At 56.3% G+C, this 24,991-nt stretch carries 26 protein-coding genes and 1 tRNA gene; 15 read left to right on the top strand and 12 right to left on the bottom strand.

Annotation, left to right across the window (positions count from 1 at the left end; genetic code table 11):
• Positions 1-61 precede the first annotated feature (61 nt).
• Together ABNS66_RS04330 and ABNS66_RS04325 are read left to right on the top strand one after the other, a co-directional pair.
• A complete protein-coding gene (locus ABNS66_RS04330) occupies positions 62-1,408 on the top strand; it encodes a sodium-dependent transporter (protein ID WP_286837100.1) in 1,347 nt (448 codons plus the stop codon).
• Between the two features lie 29 nt (positions 1,409-1,437).
• Positions 1,438-1,872 carry a hypothetical protein gene (locus ABNS66_RS04325; RefSeq protein ID WP_204997362.1) on the top strand — a complete coding sequence of 145 codons (435 nt, stop codon included), beginning with the start codon at positions 1,438-1,440 and terminating at the stop codon, positions 1,870-1,872.
• A 13-nt stretch (positions 1,873-1,885) separates the two neighbouring features.
• Here the strand turns inward: ABNS66_RS04325 and ABNS66_RS04320 are convergent, their stop codons facing one another.
• Together ABNS66_RS04320 and thiI are read right to left on the bottom strand one after the other, a co-directional pair.
• Positions 1,886-2,305: an acyl-CoA thioesterase gene (locus ABNS66_RS04320; protein ID WP_286696243.1), complete on the bottom strand. Its 420-nt coding sequence runs from the start codon at positions 2,303-2,305 to the stop codon at positions 1,886-1,888.
• A complete protein-coding gene (gene thiI, locus ABNS66_RS04315; RefSeq protein ID WP_286837103.1) occupies positions 2,302-3,756 on the bottom strand; it encodes a tRNA uracil 4-sulfurtransferase ThiI in 1,455 nt (484 codons plus the stop codon). The genes ABNS66_RS04320 and thiI overlap by 4 nt, the downstream gene beginning before the upstream one ends.
• Before the next feature lie 382 nt (positions 3,757-4,138).
• Between thiI and glnA the strand changes: the two genes are divergently transcribed.
• The 4 genes from glnA to ntrC all read left to right on the top strand — a co-directional run bounded on the left by glnA (position 4,139) and on the right by ntrC (position 8,870).
• Positions 4,139-5,545, top strand: coding sequence for a glutamate--ammonia ligase (gene glnA / locus ABNS66_RS04310; RefSeq protein WP_204997359.1), 1,407 nt, complete (start codon positions 4,139-4,141; stop codon positions 5,543-5,545).
• Positions 5,546-5,662: 117 nt separating this feature from the next.
• Positions 5,663-6,163 carry a DUF4124 domain-containing protein gene (locus ABNS66_RS04305; protein ID WP_286837106.1) on the top strand — a complete coding sequence of 167 codons (501 nt, stop codon included), beginning with the start codon at positions 5,663-5,665 and terminating at the stop codon, positions 6,161-6,163.
• A 218-nt stretch (positions 6,164-6,381) separates the two neighbouring features.
• On the top strand, positions 6,382-7,455 hold the full coding sequence (gene glnL, locus ABNS66_RS04300) for a nitrogen regulation protein NR(II) (RefSeq protein ID WP_286837108.1): 1,074 nt from the start codon (positions 6,382-6,384) through the stop codon (positions 7,453-7,455).
• A complete protein-coding gene (ntrC, locus tag ABNS66_RS04295) occupies positions 7,452-8,870 on the top strand; it encodes a nitrogen regulation protein NR(I) (protein ID WP_286837110.1) in 1,419 nt (472 codons plus the stop codon). Before glnL ends, ntrC begins: the two co-directional genes overlap by 4 nt.
• A 20-nt stretch (positions 8,871-8,890) precedes the next feature.
• Here the strand turns inward: ntrC and ABNS66_RS04290 are convergent, their stop codons facing one another.
• The 4 genes from ABNS66_RS04290 to ABNS66_RS04275 form a co-directional block, all read right to left on the bottom strand.
• Entirely contained in the window at positions 8,891-9,358 is a 468-nt protein-coding gene (locus ABNS66_RS04290) for a tRNA (cytidine(34)-2'-O)-methyltransferase (protein ID WP_286837112.1), read from the bottom strand.
• Positions 9,359-9,448: 90 nt separating this feature from the next.
• Positions 9,449-9,934, bottom strand: coding sequence for a protein-export chaperone SecB (gene secB / locus ABNS66_RS04285; RefSeq protein ID WP_204997356.1), 486 nt, complete (start codon positions 9,932-9,934; stop codon positions 9,449-9,451).
• A 38-nt stretch (positions 9,935-9,972) separates the two neighbouring features.
• Positions 9,973-10,230 (bottom strand): glutaredoxin 3, encoded by a 258-nt coding sequence (gene grxC, locus ABNS66_RS04280; protein ID WP_027873077.1) that lies wholly within the window; start codon positions 10,228-10,230, stop codon positions 9,973-9,975.
• Between the two features lie 6 nt (positions 10,231-10,236).
• Complete coding sequence (locus tag ABNS66_RS04275; protein WP_204997355.1) at positions 10,237-10,653, bottom strand: rhodanese-like domain-containing protein; 417 nt, start codon at positions 10,651-10,653, stop codon at positions 10,237-10,239.
• A 196-nt stretch (positions 10,654-10,849) separates the two neighbouring features.
• On the opposite strand from ABNS66_RS04275, the gene gpmM reads away from it, so the two are divergent.
• From gpmM to ABNS66_RS04260, 3 genes are all read left to right on the top strand, one after another.
• Positions 10,850-12,418 carry a 2,3-bisphosphoglycerate-independent phosphoglycerate mutase gene (gene gpmM, locus ABNS66_RS04270; RefSeq protein WP_286696251.1) on the top strand — a complete coding sequence of 523 codons (1,569 nt, stop codon included), beginning with the start codon at positions 10,850-10,852 and terminating at the stop codon, positions 12,416-12,418.
• A 37-nt stretch (positions 12,419-12,455) separates the two neighbouring features.
• The gene (locus ABNS66_RS04265) at positions 12,456-13,583 is read left to right on the top strand and encodes a peptidoglycan DD-metalloendopeptidase family protein (RefSeq protein WP_286696252.1); all 1,128 of its coding nucleotides are present in this window, start codon (positions 12,456-12,458) and stop codon (positions 13,581-13,583) included.
• Positions 13,584-13,702: 119 nt separating this feature from the next.
• A complete protein-coding gene (locus ABNS66_RS04260; protein ID WP_204997352.1) occupies positions 13,703-15,040 on the top strand; it encodes a S41 family peptidase in 1,338 nt (445 codons plus the stop codon).
• Here ABNS66_RS04260 and ABNS66_RS04255 read toward each other — a convergent pair.
• Entirely contained in the window at positions 15,034-15,750 is a 717-nt protein-coding gene (locus tag ABNS66_RS04255; RefSeq protein WP_348655210.1) for a hypothetical protein, read from the bottom strand. The two genes, ABNS66_RS04260 and ABNS66_RS04255, sit on opposite strands and share 7 nt — an antisense overlap.
• Before the next feature lie 190 nt (positions 15,751-15,940).
• Between ABNS66_RS04255 and ABNS66_RS04250 the strand changes: the two genes are divergently transcribed.
• Complete coding sequence (locus ABNS66_RS04250; protein WP_286696254.1) at positions 15,941-16,186, top strand: Rho-binding antiterminator; 246 nt, start codon at positions 15,941-15,943, stop codon at positions 16,184-16,186.
• A gap of 60 nt (positions 16,187-16,246) precedes the next feature.
• Here the strand turns inward: ABNS66_RS04250 and hisF are convergent, their stop codons facing one another.
• From hisF to hisB, 4 genes are read right to left on the bottom strand one after another with little or no spacing between them, the layout of a single operon-like run.
• A complete protein-coding gene (gene hisF, locus ABNS66_RS04245) occupies positions 16,247-17,023 on the bottom strand; it encodes an imidazole glycerol phosphate synthase subunit HisF (protein ID WP_204997404.1) in 777 nt (258 codons plus the stop codon).
• A 28-nt stretch (positions 17,024-17,051) separates the two neighbouring features.
• Entirely contained in the window at positions 17,052-17,783 is a 732-nt protein-coding gene (gene hisA, locus ABNS66_RS04240) for a 1-(5-phosphoribosyl)-5-[(5-phosphoribosylamino)methylideneamino]imidazole-4-carboxamide isomerase (RefSeq protein WP_286696255.1), read from the bottom strand.
• 21 nt (positions 17,784-17,804) lie between these two features.
• Positions 17,805-18,473 (bottom strand): imidazole glycerol phosphate synthase subunit HisH, encoded by a 669-nt coding sequence (hisH, locus tag ABNS66_RS04235; protein ID WP_204997348.1) that lies wholly within the window; start codon positions 18,471-18,473, stop codon positions 17,805-17,807.
• Positions 18,474-18,485: 12 nt separating this feature from the next.
• A complete protein-coding gene (gene hisB, locus ABNS66_RS04230; protein WP_027873086.1) occupies positions 18,486-19,079 on the bottom strand; it encodes an imidazoleglycerol-phosphate dehydratase HisB in 594 nt (197 codons plus the stop codon).
• An 81-nt stretch (positions 19,080-19,160) separates the two neighbouring features.
• Between hisB and ABNS66_RS04225 the strand changes: the two genes are divergently transcribed.
• The 5 genes from ABNS66_RS04225 (at position 19,161) to ABNS66_RS04205 (ending at position 21,702) form a co-directional block, all read left to right on the top strand.
• On the top strand, positions 19,161-19,562 hold the full coding sequence (locus tag ABNS66_RS04225) for an acetyl-CoA sensor PanZ family protein (RefSeq protein WP_204997347.1): 402 nt from the start codon (positions 19,161-19,163) through the stop codon (positions 19,560-19,562).
• Positions 19,555-20,625: an A/G-specific adenine glycosylase gene (gene mutY, locus ABNS66_RS04220; RefSeq protein ID WP_286838587.1), complete on the top strand. Its 1,071-nt coding sequence runs from the start codon at positions 19,555-19,557 to the stop codon at positions 20,623-20,625. Before ABNS66_RS04225 ends, mutY begins: the two co-directional genes overlap by 8 nt.
• Positions 20,622-20,894, top strand: a complete 273-nt coding sequence (locus tag ABNS66_RS04215) for an oxidative damage protection protein (RefSeq protein ID WP_286838591.1) — start codon at positions 20,622-20,624, stop codon at positions 20,892-20,894. The genes mutY and ABNS66_RS04215 overlap by 4 nt, the downstream gene beginning before the upstream one ends.
• Before the next feature lie 84 nt (positions 20,895-20,978).
• Positions 20,979-21,054: transfer RNA gene (locus tag ABNS66_RS04210), tRNA-Phe, on the top strand.
• Positions 21,055-21,558: 504 nt separating this feature from the next.
• Positions 21,559-21,702, top strand: a complete 144-nt coding sequence (locus ABNS66_RS04205) for a hypothetical protein (protein WP_286838593.1) — start codon at positions 21,559-21,561, stop codon at positions 21,700-21,702.
• A 132-nt stretch (positions 21,703-21,834) separates the two neighbouring features.
• On the opposite strand, the gene ABNS66_RS04200 is transcribed toward ABNS66_RS04205, so the two are convergent.
• Positions 21,835-24,990, bottom strand: a complete 3,156-nt coding sequence (locus ABNS66_RS04200) for a DEAD/DEAH box helicase family protein (protein WP_286838594.1) — start codon at positions 24,988-24,990, stop codon at positions 21,835-21,837.
• Between the last annotated feature and the right edge of the window lies 1 nt (position 24,991).

The raw sequence follows: 24,991 nt of genomic DNA, 5'->3' as shown, positions 1-24,991 counted from the left end.
GGCCGAAGTACCATTTACCGCTACAATTCCCAAAAAAGCCTTCCCGCGACGGAAAAATAATATGAGTAAAGCCCTTTCGGCCCCCGAGGGCGTGACATGGAAATCGCGCTGGACATTTATACTTGCCGCCACAGGCTCAGCCGTCGGCCTTGGCAACATTTGGAAATTTCCCTACATCACCGGTGAATATGGCGGCGGTGCATTTGTACTGGTTTATCTCGCCTGCATATTGATGATCGGCATTCCCGTAATGATTGCCGAAGTTATGCTCGGCCGCGCCGGGCGCAGCGACCCCGCCGACTCAATGGCCAAACTGGCAAAAGAAAGCGGACGCAGTCGCTACTGGGGCGTGATCGGGGGTGTCGGCATGCTCGCCGGCCTGCTTATCATGATGTTTTACAGCGTTGTCGCTGGCTGGGCGTTGGAATACGTATCACAGAGTATCGGCGGCACTTACAGCAATTTAGACCCGGCACAAATCGAGAGCAATTTCAGCGGCTTACTCGCCAGCAACAGCCAGCAGCTGCTTTGGCACAGCGTGTTCTGCGTGCTCACTGCCGGCGTTGTGGCAGCAGGGGTCACACAGGGCATCGGCAAGGCCGTCGACATTTTGATGCCCATGCTGTTTTTCTTCCTGTTACTACTGGTGGGCTACAGCGCAGTAAACGGCGATTTCGAAGCCGGGCTGCACTTTATGTTCGACACGGATTTTAGCCGCCTAAACGGCGAGGCAATACTGGTAGCGATGGGGCACGCCTTTTTTACCCTGAGCCTTGGCATGGGCGCCATCATGGCCTACGGCGCATACTTTCCCGGGCATTCGTCCATCGGTAAAACCGTCATGACGATCGCCGCACTGGATACCATTATTGCCCTATTGGCGGGCATGGCGATGTTCCCGCTGGTCTTCGCTAACGACTTAACACCGGGCCAAGGGCCAGGGCTGATGTTTGTCACACTGCCGATCGCGTTCTCCAACATGAGCGGCGGCATCTTTTTCGGCACCCTGTTTTTCACGCTGGTGAGCATCGCCGCACTCAGTTCGTCGATCTCCCTTATTGAGCCGGGCGTCGCGTGGCTGGAAAAGCACGGCGTCAAGCGGCCAGTATCCACCTTCGGCTTGGCCGGTATCGCATGGCTGGGCGGCATCGCGAGCATTCATTACGAGTCCGTGTTCAACGCCCTGGACTACCTGACGGCCAACGTTATGCTGCCGCTTGGCGGCCTGTTAATCGCGGTATTTGTCGGCTGGCTGATGCCTGGCGACCGGGTGCTCGACGAAACCGGCATATTGCACGCCAAGGTCTTCAAAGCCTGGCGCTTTTTGTTGCGCTACATTGCGCCACTGGGCATTATCGCGGTGTTCCTGCACAGCCTGGGCCTACTCGGCTGGCTTATGCGCCACTGATACCGCTAGCACCTCATTTAGGATCACTTGTGAACAGCACCCTGCTCCGCAGCTTTATTTTGGTTGGTCTCATTGCCTTTGGTGGCCTGTATTACTACAGCAGCCAAGTCGAAGAGCAGTACGGCGAGCCCGCGCGCAGTTATTTAGACACGGCACTGAGCAGCATTTCGAGCTGGCAGCCCGCAGCGCTGCGCGCCCAGCTCAGCCGCGAAACACTGGCGCAAGTCAATGATAAGCAACTGGCTGCACTCAGCGCGCAATACCAGCATTTAGGGCAATATCAGCGCATGGATGAGCTGCGCTTTTCTCGCCTGAGTGGCGCCCTATCTCTCTTTGCAGACTCGCCGCGACTCAGTTACAGCAGCAAGCTTTATTTCGAAAACGGCAGCGCGATCATGACCGCAACGCTGACCCTGCAAGATCAACGCTTCAAACTGTATAACTTCAATTTGGCTACGCCCTGACGCGGCAAAAGCGCTAGCTTTCGATCAGCGACCGCGCCAGTACGGCCCTGGCAGCAGCAGAAATAGCCTCCGGCCGGTGATCCTCATTCACATGTACCAGGGTGGCATCGCCCTCTGCCACCAGCTGCTCACCATCGTCACTAAATAGCGCTTGCCGCAAACTAAAGCTACTGTTCCCCACGCGCGTAACCCAGGCGCGCGCCCGCAGCGATCGGCCGTGCCGCCACTCCTGCCGGTAATTCAAAGCGATGGCCGCAATCACAAGCCGAAAGCCGCCCAGGGCTAGCATTTCCTCGGAGCGCAGCCAGTGCACTCGCGCCTCTTCAAGATAAGAGAAGTACTGCACGTGATTGATATGCCCCAGGCTGTCTTGATCGGCCCAGCGAGGCGCTATCTCGACATCAAATAACGGCGGTTGCGTGTAGATAGTCATGAGGGGCGATACACCTTAATGTTGTCGTAACCCTGCTCAAGCAGGTGTGCAGCATGCAGACGACTCATCACTCCCTTGTCGCAATACAGCTGGTAGACCGTGTCGCGATCGAGCTCAACGCAGCGCTTATGCAATTCATAAAAGGGCATGCACGCCACGCGATTGCGTTCCAACTTGAGCGGCTTGCGGTCAACTTCATCGGGGTGGCGCACATCCAGCACCACGGCGTCAGCCAAGGGAATCGGCAGCACCTCGACCTCGGTATGGCTGACCTCTTCATCTGCCAATTTGTCGATGTTGATATATTTGGCACTGGCAACCGCGCGCTCAAGCACTGAAAAATCGAACTTCTCTTCCTCCGCAGCAATCCGCTCCGGGCGCGCGCGCGTGGTGGGCTTCACAGAAATCACACCGCAGTATTCAGGCATATTCGCGGCAAATTGCTCGGTGCCAATTCTGGACGCGGTATTGATAATATCCAACTTGTCGGTGGTGATCAGCGGGCGCAACACCAGGGTATCAGTCACCTGATCGATCACAGAGAGGTTGGTTAGCGTCTGACTACTCACCTGAGACACCGCCTCACCAGTCACCAGCGCTGGCGCCTCCAGCTCCGCCGCAACCTGTTCGGCAGCGCGCAACATCATGCGCTTGAGAATCACCCCCATCTGTGAGTTCTCAACATTCTTCAAAATTTCGGCGACAACATCTTCAAATGGCACGCTGATAAATTTCACGCGATGCGACGCACCAAACTTCTGCCAGAGATACAGCGCGACTTCTTTCACCCCCACCTCGTGCTCACGACCACCGAGATTGAAAAAGCAAAAATGCGTGCGCATGCCCCGCTTCATTGTCATGTAACTGGACACCGTGGAATCAAAGCCACCGGAAATCAGGCTAACAACGGAGTCGACGGTGCCGATGGGGTAGCCACCCAGCCCTTCGTGGCGTCGCCTGACAACAAAGAACTGATTGTGACGGACTTCGACGCGCACCACTTCATCGGGGTTTTTCAGCTTCACCCCACCCGTTTCTGAATACTGATTTAAGCCACCACCGACGTAGCGTTCAACCTCATTGGAATTGAACTCGTGATCACCCGTGCGTTTGCAGCGCACCGCAAAGGTTTTACCACGCAAGCTATCGCCAACGGCGTCCCGGACCTTTTCATAGATATCGTGCACATCTACCAAGGGGTACTCCGCCACCTCGACGACATGAGCAATGCCCGGGGTATTGCCCAACACTGCCAATATCGCCGCAATATCGGCGTCGGCACGACACTGGGTTTCAATAGTGATACGGTCCCATTCACGAACGATATGGAGTTCAGGGTCAATCGGGATCAGCAGCTTGCGCAGGTTATCGCGCAACTGTTTGATGAACTTTTTGCGAACAGGCTTGCTCTTGATGATAATTTCAGGGAAGAGCTTTACGATGAACTTCATTGTGGCACCACGGAGATAGCTGGGCGGGCATTATAGCGGTTCACTTAAAACGCTTCAGCTCCGCAGAAACCCCGACAACGCACCAAAATGAAACACCAAAGCACTATATTGGTGCGCACTTTTTGGCAAAACGCACAGTTTTCAGGCAAAGTGGGTTTTTCGCTCGGATTTTGAACAAAAAACCAGCACAAAAATATGGCACGCATATTGCTCTATAAATTTTGAACAGAAACAGCGGCGCTACGGCCCGCAGCGCATATGCGTGTTTACTTTCGGTTCTATGCAGATGTCGCTATGCGGCACGCGGCAATGAACCTATAATCGCCACTGCTTTCGGCCACGCCGAATCGACTACAAGACTCTATATTGGAGGATGTTAAGAATGTCAGAGAACACTCTGAAGTTAATCGCCGATAATGACGTGAAGTGGGCGGACCTGCGCTTCACCGACACTAAAGGTAAAGAACAACACGTCACCATGCCGGTGAGCGAAATCGACGCGGGCTTCTTCGAAGAAGGCAAAATGTTCGATGGCTCATCGATCTCAGGCTGGAAAGGCATTAACGAGTCAGACATGATCCTCATGCCAGACGACGAGGCCTCTGTTCTCGACCCCTTCACCGACGAGCCCACTATCATCATTCGCTGCGGCATCGTTGAGCCTTCTACTATGCAGGGCTACAACCGTGACCCACGCTCTATCGCTCAGCGCGCTGAAGACTACATGCGCTCTGCTGGCATCGCCGACAGCGCTCTGTTTGGCCCCGAGCCCGAATTCTTCGTGTTTGACGACGTGAAGTGGAAAGTGGCAATGGAAGGCGCGAGCTACGCGATTTCTTCTGACGAAGCCGCCTGGGTTTCTGGCAACAGCTTCGAAGAAGGCAACACCGGTCACCGTCCTGGCGTTAAAGGCGGTTACTTCCCCGTACCACCTGTCGACAGCCTGCACGACCTGCGCGCAGCAATGTGCAACGCAATGACCGACATGGGTCTGGAAGTTGAAGTACACCACCACGAAGTAGGTACTGCTGGTCAGTGTGAAATCGGTGTTGGCCCTAACTCTGCTGTGAAAAAAGCTGACGAAGTACAGGTACTTAAGTACTGCGTACACAACGTCGCTCACGCCTACGGCAAGACCGCTACTTTCATGCCCAAGCCTGTTGTCGGCGACAACGGTAGCGGCATGCACGTGCACATGTCACTGAGCAAAGACGGCCAAAACCTGTTTACTGGCGACGCTTACGGCGGCCTGTCTGAAACAGCTCTGTACTACATTGGCGGTATCATCAAGCACGCTCGCGCGATCAACGCCTTTGCTAACGCTTCTACTAACTCGTACAAGCGCCTGGTTCCCGGCTTTGAAGCACCGGTTATGCTGGCTTACTCAGCACGTAACCGCTCAGCGTCTATCCGTATTCCATTCATCACTAACCCGAAAGCACGCCGCGTAGAAGTTCGCTTCCCAGATCCCTCTGCGAACCCCTACCTGGCCTTCGCGGCCCTGCTGATGGCTGGCCTTGACGGTATCCAGAACAAGATCCACCCTGGCGATGCGGCAGACAAAGATCTGTACGACCTGCCTGCAGAAGAAGCGGCTGAAATCCCGACTGTTGCGTCTAGCCTGGAGCAAGCGCTGCAAGCACTGGATGCAGACCGCGCCTTCTTGACCGCTGGCGGCGTATTCGACGACGACATGATCGATGCTTACATCGAGCTGAAGTCTGAGGAAATCGAGCGCCTGAACATGACAACTCACCCCGTTGAGTTCGACATGTACTACAGCGTTTAATACGCCTTGTGCGAAAAAGCCCGCTTCGGCGGGCTTTTTTTTGCCTGTCTTTTTTTAAACCTTGCCGCGCCTATCAACTCGTCGCACACTACAGAAAAGTGATAGCGAGGGCTTTTTATGTATCGTCTGCTGAGCCTTATTTGCGTAGCGAGCGTACTCTGCAGCCCACTGCATGCAGAAATCTATCGTCATACCGACGAACAGGGTCGCACCGTTTACAGTGACTCTCCCCGCGACGGCGGCAGCCCGGTCGATCTACCCCCGGTAAACACCACGCCGGCTGTGTCGCCGCCACCACCGGCCAAGCTGGACCGCCATGCCACCCCCGTACCGGCCTCAATCAAGGTACAAATAATCCAGCCGCGCGACGGCCAGGTATTCCCCAATGGCCGCATTCCCACCGCCGTTAATGTAAAGCTCCAGCGCCCCCTGCGCGGCGACGAAAGCCTGCGCATCGCCGTCAATGGCAAAACCCTTAGCCGGGGAAGCGCCACCTCTGCACGCATTGAGCGCCTGAGCCGCGGCCGGCACCAAATCAGCGCAGAAGTCCTCGGCCCAAACGGGGAAAAGCTGAGTCGAGACACTGTTTCAGTCGTGGCCCACTGGCCAAACAACTGACCCTCCAGCAAAGCTATACACAAAGCACCAAATTGGTGCACACTAAGACAATAGCGGCGGTCGCGCGCGCCATCGCGGGGCCAGCCTCAGCGGCGCAGCACCGCGCCACGCCATATACAACGCCCAATTAGCGCCCACTCAATAACAACGCCCCCATTCCGGGGCACTGGCCTAATTATTGCTTTGCAATGAACCATAATGAAGACAGTGGCGAGCCCATGCCCCCAGCGAATTTGCACCACCACATACTCGACAACCTGAAAACGGCGATCCTACTGGTCGAGCCCAACCTCACCGTGAGTTATATCAACCCGGCGGCAGAGTCGCTGCTGGCGGTGTCTGACCAGCGCATCCACGGCGAGGCCATCACCCACCTTTTTCACGAAGACGAAGACACCGTTGTGAAACTGCTGGACGCCATCAACAACCGCGAGGCATTCACTAAACGGGAAACAGTATTAACCCTGCGCTCCGGCGACGAAATCACGGTGGACTATGCAGTAACGCCGATCGTGGAACACCCGCGAACGTCTCTTATCATCGAGCTGCAGCCGCTGGATCGACTGCTTCGCATCAGTCGCGAAGAAGGCCTGCTATCTTCCCAGCAAAACAGCAAAGCGCTGCTGCGCGGCATTGCCCACGAAGTGAAAAATCCGCTCGGCGGCTTGCGCGGTGCGGCGCAGCTGCTGGCACGCGAACTCGACGACCCGCGCCTGCACGATTACACCAACATCATTATCGAAGAGGCCGACCGCCTGCGAAACCTGGTCGACAATATGCTGGGGCCCAATAAGATGCCCAACCAGCTGCCCACCAATATCCATGAAGTGCTGGAGCGCGTGCGCCAGCTAGTGGAGGTTGAGGGAGGCGAGGAGTTAAGCATCATCCGCGATTACGACCCCAGCATCCCCGACATCATCGGCGATCGCGAGCAATTAATTCAGGCGGTACTCAACATCGTCCGCAACGCGCTTCAGGCGCTGAAACAATCCCCTCCTGAAGACGGCGCACAAATTACCCTGCGCAGCAGAACGCTGCGCCAATTTACCATTGGCTCTCACCGCCACCGACTGGTGTGCCGCGTGGACATTATCGATAACGGCCCGGGCATACCCGAAGACCTGGCACCGTCGATATTCCTGCCAATGATCAGCGGCCGCGCCGACGGCTCTGGGCTTGGACTGTCGATCTCACAGTCCATTCTCAACCATCACCAAGGCCTTATTGAATGCCACAGCGAACCCGGTCGCACGGAGTTTTCGCTGTTTATACCCGTGGAGCAAAACCGATGAGCTATAGCAACACCGTATGGATTGCCGACGACGACAAATCGATTCGCTGGGTACTCGAAAAAGCCCTCAACCAGGCCGGCATTGAAACCCGCAGCTTCGAAAATGGCGATGCCCTGCTTGCTCAGCTGGAGTCGGGGGTGCCCGACGCGGTTATCAGCGATATCCGCATGCCGGGTATCGATGGCTTAAAACTGCTGTCGCGCATCAGCGACATCCACCCCGATTTGCCGGTGATTATTACCACCGCCCACTCAGATTTGGATAGCGCCGTTGCCTCCTATCAAGGAGGCGCCTTTGAATACCTGCCCAAACCCTTCGACGTCGACGAGGTATTGGCAACAACCCAGCGCGCCCTGCAACACGCCAATAAGAACCGCCCGGTACTGCCCGAGGAAGTGCCGCTGGAGAGCACCGAAATTATCGGCGAAGCACCCGCGATGCAGGAGGTGTTTCGCGCCATTGGCCGCTTGTCCCAGTCCAATATCACGGTACTGATTAACGGCGAATCCGGTACCGGTAAAGAGCTTGTCGCTCAGGCCCTCCACCGCCACAGCCCGAGGGCCAGCAAACCTTTTATCGCGCTGAATATGGCTGCGATCCCCAAGGACCTGATGGAATCGGAACTCTTTGGCCACGAAAAAGGGGCCTTCACCGGTGCCACTGCCCAGCGTCGCGGACGCTTTGAGCAGGCCGATGGCGGTACGCTTTTTCTGGACGAAATAGGCGATATGCCCGCCGAAACCCAAACCCGCCTGTTGCGGGTACTCGCCGACAGTGAGTTCTACCGCGTGGGGGGGCATACCCCGGTGAAAGTCGATGTTCGCATTATCGCGGCCACCCACCAAAATCTTGAAAAGCTGGTGCAAGACAACAGCTTCCGCGAGGATTTATTTCATCGCCTAAACGTTATCCGCATCCACCTCCCCAAACTCGCCGAGCGCCGGGAAGACATTCCCAAGCTGATGCAGCACTTCTTTACCATCGCTGGCAATGAACTCAATGTGGAGCCCAAGCGCCTGCTGCCCGACACCGAGGAATACCTCAGCCAACTCGATTGGCCCGGCAACGTTCGGCAATTGGAGAACACCTGCCGTTGGCTAACGGTGATGGCATCGGGACGGGAGATTCACCTCAATGATCTGCCCCCCGAATTGCTGGAGCACAGCGACAGCGAAGCGGCGCCCGCGGCTAACTGGCAGGAAAATTTACGCCGCTGGGCCGATCAAGAATTACTTCTGGGCAGGGATAAGCTGCTGGATCGCGCGGTACCGGAGTTTGAGCGAATCATGATCGAAACGGCGCTCAAGCACACCCACGGCCGACGTCGCGATGCCGCCAACTTACTCGGCTGGGGGCGCAACACCCTCACCCGCAAAATCAAAGAACTGGATATGGGTGGCGATGAGGACGAGTAGTCCTGGCTAGCGCAATACCGCTACCGAAGCGCGCCGGCAAACCCCTGCTGGCGCCATGCTTCATAGCTAACCAGAGCCACCGTATTTGACAGATTTAAGCTGCGCGCGCCCTCCATCATGGGCACCCGCAGGCAGTGATCCGGACCGAGTTCATCACGAATCTCAGCGGGCAGGCCCGCTGTTTCAGAACCGAACAGCAACACATCGCCGGGCTGGAATGCCACCTCGGCATAGTTGCGCTGCCCCTTTGTCGTCAGCGCAAAAATGCGCTGCCCCGCCACCGCCTCGCAAAACGTGGCGTAATCGGCGTGGCGGCTAACCCGCGCCATGTCGCTGTAATCCAATCCCGCACGCCGCAGTTTTTTCTCTTCCAAGTCAAAGCCCATGGGCTCGATCAAATGCAGATGGCAGCCGTTGTTCGCCACCAAACGAATGATATTGCCGGTATTCGGCGCGATCTTGGGTTCGTGCAAAGCAATATGGAACATGGCGCATTCACCACAGCAGCAGGAAAGAAACAGGCCGAGACAGACATCCCGGCCTCGCCGCGCAGGGAGCGCGGCTGATATGCAGAGAGTTTAGTGAGTGGTCTCTTCAGCGGCAGCTTTTTCATCCGCCTGCGCTTTAGCCTGGCGGTAAAGCGCCTCAAAATTCACCGGCTGCAGTGCCAGCGCCGGGAAACCGCCTTTTACTGCCAGTGCGTCAACAGACTCACGCACATAGGGGAACAGCATATTCGGACAGGCTATGCCCAGTAGCTGGCGCAGCGCCTCACCTTCAATGCCCTCTGCGACAAACAGGCCCGCCTGCTGCACTTCAACCAAAAACGCGGTCTCGTCTTCTTCCAGCTTGGCGGTCACTGTCACCGTCAGCGTCACTTCATAGCTGTTTTCACCCACGGGCTGGCTGCGCGTGTTGAGGTCCACGTGCATTTTCGGCTTCCAGCTTTTGGTGAACACCACAGGGCTGGACGGCGACTCAAAGGAAGCATCTTTTATGTAAATGCGCTGCAATGCGAACTTGGGCGTATTGTCTTGTGCTTGGGCGTTTTCTTGTTCAGCCATTGTCGGGTCTCGACTCCTGATAGGTAAATTTTCGTTATTTAACTGGCTGCCAACAGGCGATCCAGCTTGCCGCCACGCTCCAGCGCAAACAGCTCGTCACAACCGCCTACATGGGTTTCACCCACCCATATCTGCGGCACTGTGCGCTGCCCCGTACGGGACAACAATTCTTGGCGCAAGTCGCTGCGACCGTCTACCGGCACTTCGTCGTAGGCAACCTGTTTGTGTTCAAGCAAGTGCTTGGCGCGCACACAGAAAGGGCAAAAGCGAGTGGTATAGATAGTGACCTTCGCCATAAGCCCTTAGCCTTTCACCAGCGGCATCTGCAGTGCCTGCCATTCGCTAACACCACCTTTTAAACGGTGCACATTGCTGTAGCCCAGCGCCGCCAGCTTTTTACCTGCCGCACTGGAGTGCTGACCCAATTTGCAGATCAACACCAAGGGCTGCTCCTTGTCACCCGCGACGCGGTCAATTTCCTTGTCCAACTTGGCAAAGGGCAGGCTCACCGCATCTAAAATGTGGCCCTTGTTGTACTCAGCCTTGTCGCGCAGGTCGATCATCAAGGCCTTTTCTTGATTAACGAGGTTCACCACCTGCTGTGGCGTCAACGCGCGACCTGCTCGGCGTGACTCGTGAAAGCTCAATAGCATAAGGCACGACAGCAGAGCAGCTACCAGCAGCCACTGTTCAGCGATAAATAAAATCAGTTTTTCCATGAATTCTCTCGAATCACTCGTGTGAACATCGTCAAAAAAGCCGTAGGCCGGCGCGCGAAAAGGCCAGAGTATACACCGCTAAACGGGAATTCTCACCACGCCAAGCGTGGCCGCCTCCCAAAGGAAAAGTTACAATGCCTTATTTCGTTTTCACCGCGCTACACGCGAGCGGTGATGAGACCTCAACGACTCAAGAATGGATTTTCTACGCATGGCTGACCCACAGGTAAAACAACCCGTCGTTCTGATTATTCTGGATGGCTTCGGCTACCGGGAAGCACCGCAGGACAACGCCATTTACCACGCCAATACGCCCAATTGGGACGCACTGTGGAAAAACCAGCCGCACACCCTGATCTCAGGCTCGGGGCTGGATGTTGGTTTGCCAGACGGCCAAATGGGCAATTCGGAAGTCGGCCACATGAGCCTGGGGGCGGGCCGCATCATCTACCAAAATATTACCCGCATTGACAAAGAAATTGCCGATGGCAGTTTCTTCGACAACGACGTTTACAAAGCCAATATCGACAAAGCGGTCGCCGCTGATAAAGCCGTGCACATTTTCGGCCTGCTATCCCCGGGCGGCGTCCACAGCCACGAAAACCATATACTGGCAATGATCGATATGGCCGCTCAGCGCGGCGCCAAAAAAGTGTATGTACACGCCTTTCTCGACGGCCGCGACACACCGCCACGCAGCGCCCAGGCCTCGCTGGAAAAAGTCGACGCCAAATTTGCCGAACTCGGCTGTGGCAGGCTGGCGTCAATGATCGGCCGCTACTACGCCATGGATCGCGACAACCGCTGGGACCGCGTTGAAAAAGCCTATCGCCTGCTGACCGAAGCAGAGGCCGAGCACCGCTACAGCACTAGCCAAGACGCCCTGAGCGCAGCCTATGCTCGCGACGAAAACGATGAATTTGTCGCCGCCAGCGTTATTCAAGCCGAGGGTCAGGACAGCGCCGCCATTGCCGATGGCGATACCGTCATCTTTATGAACTTCCGTGCCGACCGCGCTCGTGAAATTACTCGCGCGTTTGTGGAAAACGATTTCGATGGCTTTGAGCGCCGTGTTCGCCCGGCGCTTGCCGGCTTTGTTATGACCACCGAATACGCCGACAGCATCGACGCGCCCGTGGCCTACCCACCGGAGAATATCCAAAACAGCCTCGGTGAACTGCTGGAGAAACACGGCAAGACACAGCTGCGGATCGCCGAAACTGAAAAATATGCCCACGTTACGTTTTTCTTCAGTGGCGGCCGCGAAGCACTCTATCAAGGTGAAGAGCGCAAGCTGATCAACTCCCCCGACGTTGCCACCTACGACTTAAAGCCGGAAATGAGCGCCCCGGAAGTCACTGAAGAGCTGGTCGCGGCCATACGCAGCGGCAGCTACGATGCGATTATCTGCAACTATGCCAACGGCGATATGGTGGGCCATACCGGCGTTTTCGACGCCGCCGTAAAAGCCGTGGAAGCGCTGGACGACTGCATTAAACAGGTTACCGATGCCGTTCGTGAGGTCGGTGGCCACTGCTTAATTACCGCTGACCACGGCAACTGTGAGCAAATGCTCGACTACGACGCCGACCAACCACACACTCAGCACACCACCGAATTGGTGCCGCTGGTGTACGTGGGCGACGATACCGCAACCCTGACAGCCGAAGGCGGGCGCCTCGCTGATATCGCACCGACGATGGTCGCACTGCTGGGCATTGCTCAGCCGGAAGAAATGACCGGCAAAAACCTGATCAGTCACTGAGGAATTGCGAATTAGCAGCAAACGGGCACATCTAGGTATGCCGTTCATCGTCCTACTGTTCGCGGGCCTGTTGGCCAGCGCCAGCCTTGCTGAGGACGAAGCCGCCACCCGCCAACAGCTGAAAGACCTCAGCCAGCAGCTTCATTCGCTGAAAAAACAGCTTGGCAGTACCCAGAAAGAACGCAGTCGTGCCGCGCGGGAGCTTCGCGAGGTTGAGGTCGAGATCGGCAAAATCGCGGCTAAGCTGCACAGCACTCGCGCAGAGCGCGACCGCCGCCAGAGCAAATTGACCGCCCTTCAGGGCGAACAACAAACCCTGCGCCAGCGCCAAAGCCAGCAAAAAGCACTGATTGCAGAGCAAATTCGCAGTGCGTACACCTTGGGGCAAGAGCGGCAGATCAAAATGCTGCTCAATCAGGAAGACCCTCAATCGCTCAGTCGGCTGATCACCTACTACGACTATTTCAATGCCGCCCGCAGCCAACAGCTCGACAGCTATCGCGAAACACTCACTGCCCTCAATGCGCTGATCCCCGAAATCAGCGCACAAACCGAGGCGCTTAGCGCCACAGAACGCCAGCTGGCACAGCAGCGCCAGCAGCTGGAAGTTCAGCAGCAACGCCGCCAGCGCAGTGTCGCGAAACTCGACCAGGAGCTGAAACAGCAACAGAGCAGCATTGGCTCGCTGGACAAGCAACGCAAGAGCCTGGAGAGTATCCTCTCGGCTATTGAGCGCGAAATTACCGATATCGCCATTCCATCGAGCTACCGCCCCTTCAAACAAATGCGCGGTGCCATGCCCTGGCCTGTTGCCGGTAAGCGGCTGAATCGTTACGGCGCGCCGCGCCAAGGCAGCGCGGTACGGTGGCAGGGAGTGCAAATTGCCGGTGAAGAGGGCAGCCCGGTGCGCACCATCCACAATGGCCGCGTTGTCTACGCCGACTGGCTGCGTGGGGCCGGCCTGCTGATTATTGTCGACCACGGCAATGATTATATGAGCCTCTATGCTCACAACCAGAGTCTGCTCCGCCAGGAAGGCGACTGGGTGCGCGGTGGCGAGGCGATTGCGACACTGGGCAACAGTGGCGGCCAGCGGCGCAGCGGACTGTATTTTGAAATTCGCCACAAAGGCCGCCCTACTGACCCCGCCCGCTGGTGCCGCTGAACGCGGCAGCCCACGTTTAGAGGTAGCGACAAATCCCGACAAAGCTGGCTACAATGGGTGCTTTGTTTCTGTCGGCGGGCGCAGGACGCCCCGCCGCATGTTGTATCGGGAAGCTGATAATGCTGCGTCATCTTAGTCGAGCCGCCGTGCTCAACCTTGCTCTGCTCTCTCCCTTTTGTCTGGCCGAGGCGCCCGCCTCGCCACACAGCGCGCAAGGCGAGCTGCCCCTTCAGGCGCTGCGAAATTTTGCCGACGTTTTCAACCAAATTCGCCGTAGCTATGTCGAAGAGGTGGACGACGAAACGCTATTGGAAAATGCCATTCGCGGCATGCTCAGCGGCCTGGACCCGCACTCCGACTACCTGGACTCCGACTCCTTCGACAACCTTCAAACCCACACCACCGGCGAGTTCGGCGGCCTGGGTATCGAAGTGGGCATGGAAAATGGCTTTGTCAAAGTTGTTAGCCCCATCGATAACACGCCAGCACAACGGGCGGGTATTCAGCCCGGCGATCTGATTATCCAGATCGACCAACAGCCCATCAAAGGCCTCAGCCTGCAAGAGGCCATCGAACTGATGCGCGGCCCCAAGGGCAGCCCCATCACCCTCACTATTCTGCGCGAAGGGGTAAAAGCGCCGATAGAACTGGAACTGAAGCGCGACATTATCACCGTCGCCAGTGTGCGCGGCCGCATGCTCCAACCCGGCTACGGCTATCTGCGTATTTCGCAGTTCCAAAGCCGCACCGGCGAAGACCTGCGCAGCGAATTAGCAAAACTTAAGGCCAACCGCAGTGGCTTGCGCGGAGTGGTACTGGACCTTCGCAACAACCCCGGCGGCCTGCTGCAGGCTTCCGTACAGGTGGTCGACACCTTTTTAAACGACGGGCTTATTGTCTACACCGAGGGGCGCCTACCCAACGCCTTTAGTCGCTATATGGCCAGCGACACCAATAACGCCGACGACACCCCTCTGGTGGTGCTGATAAACGGCGGCTCGGCCTCCGCCTCGGAAATTGTTGCCGGCGCACTGCAAGACCACCGCCGCGCTATTATTTTGGGCACCCAGAGCTTTGGCAAAGGCTCGGTCCAAACCGTGCTGCCACTGGCCGAGGACAGCGCCATAAAACTGACCACCGCCCGCTACTACACCCCCAGCGGCCGCTCGATACAAGCGCAGGGCATCGTGCCGGACATTATTGTCGAGCGTGCTCGCATTGAGTCTCTGGGCGCAGAAAAAATGGTTACCGAAGCTGACCTGGCGGGGCACCTGGGCAACGAAAGCGGAAAAGAAAACAACGGCAGCAACCGCATTGTCGACAGTGCTGCCAACGAACTTGCTGCCACCGATAACCAGCTTTACGAGGCACTCAACCTGCTAAAAGGCCTGCATATTATGTCGGCCAATAGTCAGCGTTTGGCCAGGCAAAAACTGGAGGCGCCAAACGCTCAGTGAGCGCTTTCCGCCTCAACACGCAGGGGCTCGGCCAGGGCCTTAATCACGCCCTGGCCAAGAGGCAGCAGAAAAATATCGCCATCGCTGACGCCGTCCACCGACACTCCTAGTACATAGCGCTCACTCACTATGTACTCACGCAGCGCATTGTAGTTAACAGAGGTGTGCCAGAAGCGCTCTCCCTGACCATTCACCCCCTCGACTTCCAGCGACAGCTTCGGCGATACCCTCACCACCAGCCCTTCCACAATCCCGATGCCGGCACGGGTAATATCACTGGAGGGGTAGGACAAATAGCCGCGCAAATTCATATAGGCTCTGCCGGCGTCCACAGGGTACTCAAAGCGAATGGCTGACAACTCATTGTGATCACCGTACACCATTACCATTTCCGACTCCCCAGCCTGCACCACGGGCACACCTGACACCTCACGCACGCCATCAACAATCAGGCGTTCAAAGCGGCGCAACTGCGCATCCAGCTGAGCACTGGCGGCCGGGTCGAGAGCGCGCTCCACAGCTTGAAAAACGCGCTGCCAAGAGTTGATGCGCCGCTGATCCTTGCCCTCTGGCTCCGTCAATGCGCTGAGCGATTCAAAGTCTACCGTCAGGCTACGTATCTGCACGTCACCCTGATAGTTGTGGGTCAAAGGCTGATTGGCACAGGCGGCCAGCAGCACTATAGAAATAGCGAGTATCGCTCGCAGCATGATGGATTCCTCAAAGCTCGCACCCGCCGGATGGCGCGCACATTGCCGCAGATAATAGCGCAATACTCGAAGTTGGGAAGTAGCCGCAGCGCCGCGAGTCGCAAACTAACAGCAGCGCTCTCCCAGCACGGGCGCATTTGCCCGCGCGGATGCGTTATGCTGCGATTTTCCTTCTCGGATATTTAGGATAATGATTCGCTGCGAGCTGCACGATTACATAGAAATTGCCTGCACCTTTCGCTACCCCGTGCGCTTAACCATGCGAACCGGAGAGGTACTAGACGGTGTGGCGGTAGACACCAGGCGCGACGCACAGGGCGAGGAGTGTATCGCCATCCGCGTGGATGGCGCTGAATGCTTGGTGGTACTGGATAAACTGGCGAGCATGAAAGCGGGCGTACAAAACCCGCATTTCGACACAGTTTCCTTTGACTAAGCGGCCCTCATTGCACTCAGCAAGACCGTGAAACAAAGGCCTGGGGGCCTTGGCAATGCCTTACAGCCGAACCTCAACACCTTTGTCGGCCATATACGCCTTGGCTTCGGGCACTGTGTGCTCGCCAAAGTGGAAGATGCTGGCCGCCAACACCGCGTCGGCTTTACCGGCGGTTACCCCTTCGACCAGGTGGTCCAGGGTACCGACACCACCCGAGGCAATAACAGGCACCGAAACCGCGTCGGCCACCGCGCTGGTGAGCGCCAGGTCGTAACCGGCCTTGGTGCCGTCGCCATCCATACTGGTCAGCAAGATTTCGCCAGCGCCCAGCTCAACCATTTTTGCCGCCCACTCCACCGCATTGATGCCGGTAGGCTTGCGGCCACCGTGGGTAAATATCTCCCAGCGCGGGCTGCCATCGGCCTCATCGTCGACGCGCTTGGCATCGATCGCCACCACAATACACTGCGAGCCAAAACGCTCGGCGGCGTCACGCACAAAGTCGGGGTTGTGAATAGCTGCAGAGTTGATCGCTACCTTATCCGCCCCCGCATTCAGCATGGTGCGAATGTCTTTGATCTCGCGAATACCGCCGCCCACGGTGAGGGGAATAAACACCTCGGCAGCAATCTGCTCAACCGTATGCACGGTCGTCTCACGTCCCTCGTGGGTGGCCGTGATGTCGAGAAAGGTGATTTCGTCGGCGCCCTGTTCGTTGTAGCGCTTGGCGACCTCAACCGGGTCGCCCGCGTCGCGAATACCGACAAAGTTCACGCCTTTTACCACGCGTCCTTTATCAACGTCCAAACAGGGAATAATGCGTTTTGCCAGAGCCATTGCTGTGCTTACCTTGTTGTTAAGGGGCTTATTCGCCGTCGCAGTAGCGCTGCGCTTCTGCCAGATCCAGCTCGCCTTCATAAATCGCGCGACCGGTAATCGCACCGAGAATCCCGGCATCGGCCACGGCCTTCAGCGCGCGAATATCATCCATATTCGTCACCCCGCCAGAGGCAATAACTTTCAGGCCAGAAGCCTGGGCCATGGCAACCGTGGCATCGATATTCACGCCCTGCATCATGCCGTCGCGGGCAATATCGGTATAGACGATGGACGACACACCGTCTTGCTCGTAGCGCTTGGCCAGCTCTGTTGCCTGAATATCAGACACTTCGGCCCAGCCGTCGGTGGCCACCAGGCCATTTTTCGCATCCAGACCAACAATTACCGCACCGGGGAAGGCTTTGCAGGCCTCGGTAACGAAGGCGGGCTCTTTCACCGCCTTGGTACCAATAATCACGTAGTTCACACCGGCATCCAGGTATTGCTCAATGGTATCGAGCGAGCGGATGCCACCGCCAATTTGTATTGGCAGATCCGGGTAGGCCTTGGCGATCGCCATCACCGCCTCGCCATTTACAGGCTTGCCGTCAAACGCGCCATTCAGGTCAACCAAATGCAGGCGGCGAGCGCCCTGCTCTACCCAGCGGGCAGCCATTTCTACCGGATCGCTGCCATAAACGGTGGCGTCGCCCATTTCACCTTGGCGAAGGCGCACGCACTGGCCGTCTTTCAAATCAATTGCGGGAATCATTAACATAATTACAAAACCTGATAACGCTTAGGATACGGGCCGGAAGGTCGGTTGCCCGCCATCCCAGCGCAAAAAATTACTGAGCAGACGCAGACCTGTCTCGCCGCTCTTTTCCGGGTGAAACTGCACGGCAAACACATTCTCACAGCTCATTGCGGCATGTATCTCCACCCCGTAGTGAGCCGTGGCGGCAACAAATTCAGGCGCGTCGATATAGTAGCTGTGCACAAAATAGAAACGGCTATTATCGGCAATACCTTCCCACAGCGGGTGGTCGATGGTTTGGCTAACCGTGTTCCAGCCCATGTGCGGCACTTTCAGGCGCTCGCCGTTTGCCTCGCGCAGGTCTTTACCGAAAAACTTTACCTGGCCCGGTAGCACGTCCAGGCACTCGACGCCGCCGTTCTCCTCACTGCTTTCCATCAGCGCCTGCATACCCACGCAAATACCCAGCAGGGGTTTAGTGGCCGCCACTTCCTGAACAATTTCATCCAGACCGCGGTTTTTCAGCTCGGCCATGCAGTCGCGAATCGCGCCCACACCGGGAAAAATCACCCGGTCGGCAGCAAAGATGGTATCCGGGCAATCGGTAACCTGTACCTCAACGTCGTCGCCACCGACCTTGTGCAGTGCACTGGCCACCGAGTGCAAATTACCCATGCCGTAGTCGATAACGGCAACGGTTGATTTAGTCATATCGCAGAAATCCTAGAGACACCCTTTAGTCGACGGGGTAATGCCCGCCATACGCTCATCCACCGACAAGGCCATACGCAGGGCACGACCGAAGGCTTTAAACACCGTCTCGGCCTGGTGGTGAGTATTGGTGCCGCGCAAATTATCGATATGCAGGGTGACCTTGGCGTGGTTGATAAAGCCGTGGAAGAACTCTGAGAACAGGTCTACATCGAAACCACCCACGCTGGCACGGGTATAGGGCACGTGGTATTCCAACCCGGGACGCCCAGAGAAGTCGATAACGACACGCGACAGGGCTTCATCCAGCGGCACATAGGCGTGGCCGTAACGGGTGATGCCTTTTTTATCGCCCACCGCCTCGGCAAAGGCCTGGCCCATGGTAATACCGATATCTTCCACGGTGTGGTGGTCGTCGATATGTAAATCGCCCTTGGCCTGCACAGCCAGGTCAATCATGCCGTGGCGGGCAATCTGATCCATCATGTGATCGAGAAAGGGAACTCCGGTCTCAAAGCTGGACTGGCCGGTGCCATCCAGATTTACACTGACCGTGATTTGGGTTTCCAGGGTGTTGCGGCTGATACTCGCCTTGCGCTCTGTCATCGACGTCTCTACTGAAGATTGCGTACAATACGCCATTATAAAAAATCCCGACCCGTATTACAGCCAGCAGAGTGCGGATAAATGCCCGTATATTCAGAATACATTCGCGATCCTGCCCCAGAGGACCGTGTAGACCTAGAACGCCTGTATGCCGACGACGCCGAAAAACTGATCAGCGCCGCGCAAAGTGAGCAACTCTTGCTGATTGGTGGACGCTTTAATGACCGCCTGATTGCCGCGATGACCTTAACGCCGATCCACAATGGCGACTACCAATTGGCCAGGCTCACCGTTCGCGATATCACCCGTCGACGCGGTGCAGCGCGCCAGCTATTGATCCAGGCGATGAAAGCATTGCCTGAGGACCTGCGCAGTATGTCGGCCGACATCTCCAGCGCGCCGGAACTCAGCCCGCTGCTGACCGAGCTGGGGTTTCAAAATCAAGGATCGACGTGGCAGTGGCAGCGCCCAAGCGGTGAGTGACAGCGACTTCAGCCGCCGCCTGCTGAACTGGTTCGACCAGCACGGCCGCAAAGACCTGCCCTGGCAGCAAGACATCAACCCCTACCGGGTGTGGGTGTCTGAAATTATGCTCCAGCAAACCCAGGTCACCACGGTCATCCCCTACTATCAGCGCTTTATGGCCCGCTTCCCCAGCGCAGAGGCGCTGGCGCAGGCAGATATCGACGATGTTCTCGCCCTCTGGACGGGGCTGGGCTACTACGCCCGGGCCCGTAACCTGCACAAAGCGGCGCAAACCATTGTGAACGAGCACAACGGCGAGTTCCCGCAAACACCGGAGACTATCGCGTCACTGCCGGGTATTGGTCGCTCCACGGCTGCCGCAATATTCAGCATTGCCTGCGGCGGCAGCGCCGCCATTCTCGATGGCAACGTCAAACGCGTGCTCAGCCGCCACAGCGCCATCGATGGTTGGCCGGGCAAGCGCGAGATTGAACAACAGCTTTGGCAGCTCGCCGAGGCTTACACCCCACAACAACGGGCCGCCGACTACACCCAGGCCATCATGGACCTCGGCGCCACCCTTTGCCGGCGCAGCAAACCCGAATGCGATCGCTGCCCCGTCAGTGATGACTGCAAGGCCAAGGCCATGGGCCGCCAGAGTGACTACCCCGGTAAAAAGCCACGCAAAGTCCTGCCGGTAAAAACCACTCATATGCTGCTGATTGAAAACCCTCAAGGGGAGATCCTGCTGGAAAAACGCCCCAGCAGCGGCATTTGGGGCGGCCTGTGGAGCCTGCCGGAGCTGGACAGCGACGTTGATATCGACGACTACCTCGACGCAACGGTTGGCCACAGTGGCGTTGCCGAAGCACTGAGCCCCATGCGCCACACCTTTAGTCACTACCACCTGGACATTCAACCGCAGCACATCCGCCTGCAGCGAGAGCCGACGCGGATCATGGAAGGCACTCGCCAGCTTTGGTATAAGGGTGGGCAACAACAGCTCGGCCTCGCGGCGCCCGTCAAAAAACTGCTCGACAGCCTGCTGCAAAACGACTTATTTACGGAATCCCAGCCATGACACGCACCGTTTTCTGCAAGAAATACCAACAAGAACTCGAAGGCCTGGCAAAGCCGCCCTACCCCGGCGCGAAAGGTCAGGAAATTTACGAAACCGTTTCCAAAAAAGCCTGGGAAGAGTGGCAGGCCCACCAAACCATGCTCATCAACGAGAAACAGCTGAGCATGATGGACCCCGGCTCGCGAAAATTCCTCCAGGCAGAAATGGAAAAATTCTTTGCCGGCGAAGACTTTGAGCAAGCCGAAGGCTACGTGCCGCCCAGCGAGTAACTTCCTGTTTTCAGGGGCTTGACTCCCTGAATCGGAACAGGTTTAATACGCGCCTCTTGCGAAGCACATCAGATGCGTCGCCATGCCCAGATAGCTCAGTCGGTAGAGCAGTGGATTGAAAATCCTCGTGTCGGTGGTTCGATTCCGCCTCTGGGCACCATTTAAAATCAACAACTTAGCAAAAGCCATCTACCAAAATTCTTGTCTTGAAAATCTCGATGTAACTGCCGATGTAAGCACGTTTTCGGTGATTACCTCCGCCACAGGTGTACGTTCCAAGTAAGTTGGTATTTGCCTACACACTCGCATCGACTCGACAGTCAGTTAAAATCTAAGTATTTCAGATTATCCCCTCACAACGAAGTTAGCCCTGCTTAGCAGGAGCGCTATCGCCAACGAAGCAAGAGTTAAAGCACAGATAAAATATTGGCTTGATACTGTGCTCGAGACAGTCTGCACTAGGGGAAACGGCAAGCCTGGTGGTATTTGCGTGAGGGCTGAACAAGTTGAAGCCGATACCCTCTGGCCGCAGCCTAGAGGCGTAAACAATGTGGCCAACAGAGTCTTCAACAACCATAAGGAAGTATTTGGTGAAGAAGCGACACACAAAACAAGAGGTGGATACCCCCCAAATTCAGACGCCCTATACCTATTTGAAAGTGAGATGGACTCACTCGCCGACTCCAGTGAAACCTTGCGTCAAGAGAATTTTGTTCACAAGGGATTGGGTATGGTTGAGCCTGATAAGCTCAAACAGTTACTCGATACACTTTATGCGACCGGGAAAGATACCCCAGAGTTTGCGTAAATTGTGGACGAGCATAAGGGCTTGAAGGCTGCTGGAAGTAGTTTCTGCGGGATAATTATTGTACTTGGAAACCAAAAGCCCAAAGCAGAGAGGAAGAACTACGCCTCCTCCTGGCTTGGTAGAATGAAATCGTTACAAGGCGCCCCTCAGTTCTGACTGCAAACCTTTTTTCAGCATATCCAGCAACAACTCTGCAATCCCTTTGGAGACCCTCGGGTCTGTCAGAAACTGCATTGAGAGGTCATTGTGCGCCTCCATGCTGGCTATAACAGCCCGTTCGACTGCCGAGGGGTAATCCCCTAGCATGGCCTGCTCTTTCGTGTTGTTGCGAATCTGGGCCATGACTGCCTCATCCTCAGCGACCTTAGTAGCCAAGGTGTCCACGAAGCTGACCATGTCGCCTTCGGTCACATCACCGGCAAACAGGTCGTTGAGCCGCTCAATGATTTGCGACAGTCGCTCATATTCCTGCTCTTTGGGGTTATGACCGCCCAGCGCTGTCACCCCAGTCACATATCCCGCCTTACCCGGCTCCAGCACAATGCGCTGTTGTCGCACCTCATCCAACTTGTAATGGGTCATCACCACTTCACTGAGGTCGATGTCTTCTTTGATTTGTTCTTCGCGCAACAGCGGCAGTAAGTGAGCCGCATAGACTGAGAGCTTTTCCAAGTCCTCGTCACGGAAGTCCACCACCTGCGATATGAACTCGTAGTAGCGACAGAATGACTTCAGGTTTTTCTTGAAAGTATCGAGGACATCCTTGGTCTCCTTGGCGAGACTCAGAGCATGCTCAGCCTCTTTGATTCCGGCCTTGTTCGCGGCCTCCTGTGCTCGTCTCAGCGCGTCCTGAGCATCCTTGACCGTTTCCATTACCGCACTGTATCTCGCCCCGTAGCGCTCCACAGCGGGCCTACAGGCAGCTACCAGCGCAGGCTGTTTTGCCTTGGGATTGAAGTACGCCTCAGCGAACTGTTCGACCTCTGACCACTGAAAGATTCGCTCGTCCTTCAGGCTTTCCATCAGGTCGTAAACAAGGTTCGGCTCAGAGACAGCCGCAATCTCTGCGGTTTGGTAATACTTCTGGAACTCGTCGAGGACGTCCTGAGGGTCATTCACGAAGTCGAGAATAAAAGTCCTGTCCTTGCCGGGGTAGGTTCGATTCAGCCGCGACAGGGTTTGAATGCAATCCACCCCCGCCAATTTCTTATCGACATACATCGCCACCAGTTTGGGCTGGTCGAAACCGGTCTGGAATTTGTTAGCGACAATCATGACCTGATAATCGGGGGTATCAAAAGCGTCCCTCAGGTCACGCCCTTTCAGACCTGGGTTCATATTGCGCTCAGTAAATGGCTCAGGGCCTGAGTCAGAATCGTTGACGTCTCCAGAGAAGGCGACCATTGCACTGATACCGGCATAGCCTTGTTCAGCGACAAACTTTTCCATCGCCAACTTGTAGCGCACCGCTTCCTTACGGCTACCCGTGACCACCATCGCCTTGGCTTCACCGTTGAGCAAATGGGCAACACGGGTTCTGAAGTGCTCGACAATCACCTCAACCTTCTGGGAGATATTGTGCGGGTGTAAGCGCACCCATTTGGCTATCTCTGTCGCGGCCTTCTTCTTGTCTACGTCCCTGTCACCCTCAGGGTTTGCGTGAGCGAGCCTGTAGGCGGTTTTGTAGGTGGTGTAGTTCTGGAGCACATCGAGGATGAACCCTTCCTCAATCGCCTGCCGCATACTGTACACATGGAAGGCTTCAGGCTTGTTGTCGTCTGAGAGCGGCTTGTCTGGCGCTGGAGGCCGACCAAAGAGCTCCAAGGTCTTACCCTTAGGTGTCGCGGTGAATGCGAAGTAACTGATGTTCTCAGAGCCCTTACGGGCCTCGAGGGTGGCATCCAGAATATCCTCGCCGGTCAGCTCCTCATCATCTTCCAGTGCCTCAGCCATCAGTACTTCTCTGAGCTTTCTGGCGGTCGAGCCTGTCTGCGAGCTGTGCGCTTCGTCTGCGATTACCGCAAAGCGTTTGCCCTTGAGCCCTGAGGATTCCTGAATCGCCTGAAGCACAAAAGGGAAGGTCTGAATAGTGACGATGATGATACGAGTTGCGCCGGTCAGTGCTGCGGCAAGCTGTTCTGACTTGCTGCCCTCGCCTTCCTCTCGATTGATGCGACAGACCACCCCGTCCTGATGCTCGAACTGATAGATGGTGTCCTGAAGCTGTGAGTCGAGCACGGTTCTGTCGGTGATGACGATGACTGAATCAAACAGCTCAGTACCATCAACATTGTGAAGGGCCGACAACTGATGTGAGAGCCACGCGATAGAGTTGGATTTACCCGAACCCGCCGAGTGCTGAATCAAATACTTCTGCCCAGTGCCCTCAGTGACCGTAGCCGACAACAAACTCCTAACGGCATCCCACTGGTGATACCGGGGGAATATCATGGTCTCCTTCTTAACCTTCTTGCCCTGAACGTCTTCCTTGATGGTCTCCTCCAGATGCAAATATCGCCCGAGAATGTTCAGCCAGTTATCCCGCTGGAGTATCTCTTCCCATAGGTAGGCCGTGGGGTAACCGTGTTCAGGTACATCATTGCCTGCACCACCGTCTTCAGTACCCTTGTTGAACGGCAGAAAGAAGGTGCTTTTGCCTGCGAGCTTGGTGGTCATTGCCACTTCGGTTTGGCTCACCGCGAAATGCACCAACGCACCACGATTGAAGGTCAGTAGTGGTTCGGCTTTATTGGTCTTCTTATCCTTGGGCAGCCGGTCGAACATGTACTGTTTCTTGGCATTATCGAGCGCCTGCTTGAAGTCAGACTTCAACTCCATCGTCGCCACAGGAAGACCGTTAACGAACAGCGTAATGTCGAGGCGACCTTGAGAACCATTGGGGCTGTAGATGAGCTCAGGAACGACTCTGAGGCGGTTCTTGGTGTAGCGCTGGGATAACTCAGGGTTCAAGCCGTGGTCGGGCTTGAAGCTGCACAGACGCAATCGAGCGCCTCTGTCCTTAACTTCATTGCGGAGTACCCACAGGGTTCCCTTTTTGTCGAGCTGGCTGGCAACACTTTTGAGGAAGGCGGCTTCAGTGCCGGTGGCATAGTGTTTGGTGAAACGTTCCCACTGGTCAGGCTGGGTGTCCTGTATGTAGTCAATGACATCCTTGGGGTACAGGGCCAACTCCCGGTTGTAGTCCGCTGAAGTACCTAACAGCCAGCCTGATGCGACTAGACTGTTTACTATGTCATTCTGAAACTCGACCTCTCTGGCATCAGCCATA

Origin of the sequence: uncultured Spongiibacter sp. (assembly GCF_964011655.1) — a bacterium.
GTDB classification, from domain to species: Bacteria; Pseudomonadota; Gammaproteobacteria; order Pseudomonadales; family Spongiibacteraceae; genus Spongiibacter; species Spongiibacter marinus.
This window is presented reverse-complemented; position numbering and strand designations above follow the sequence as displayed.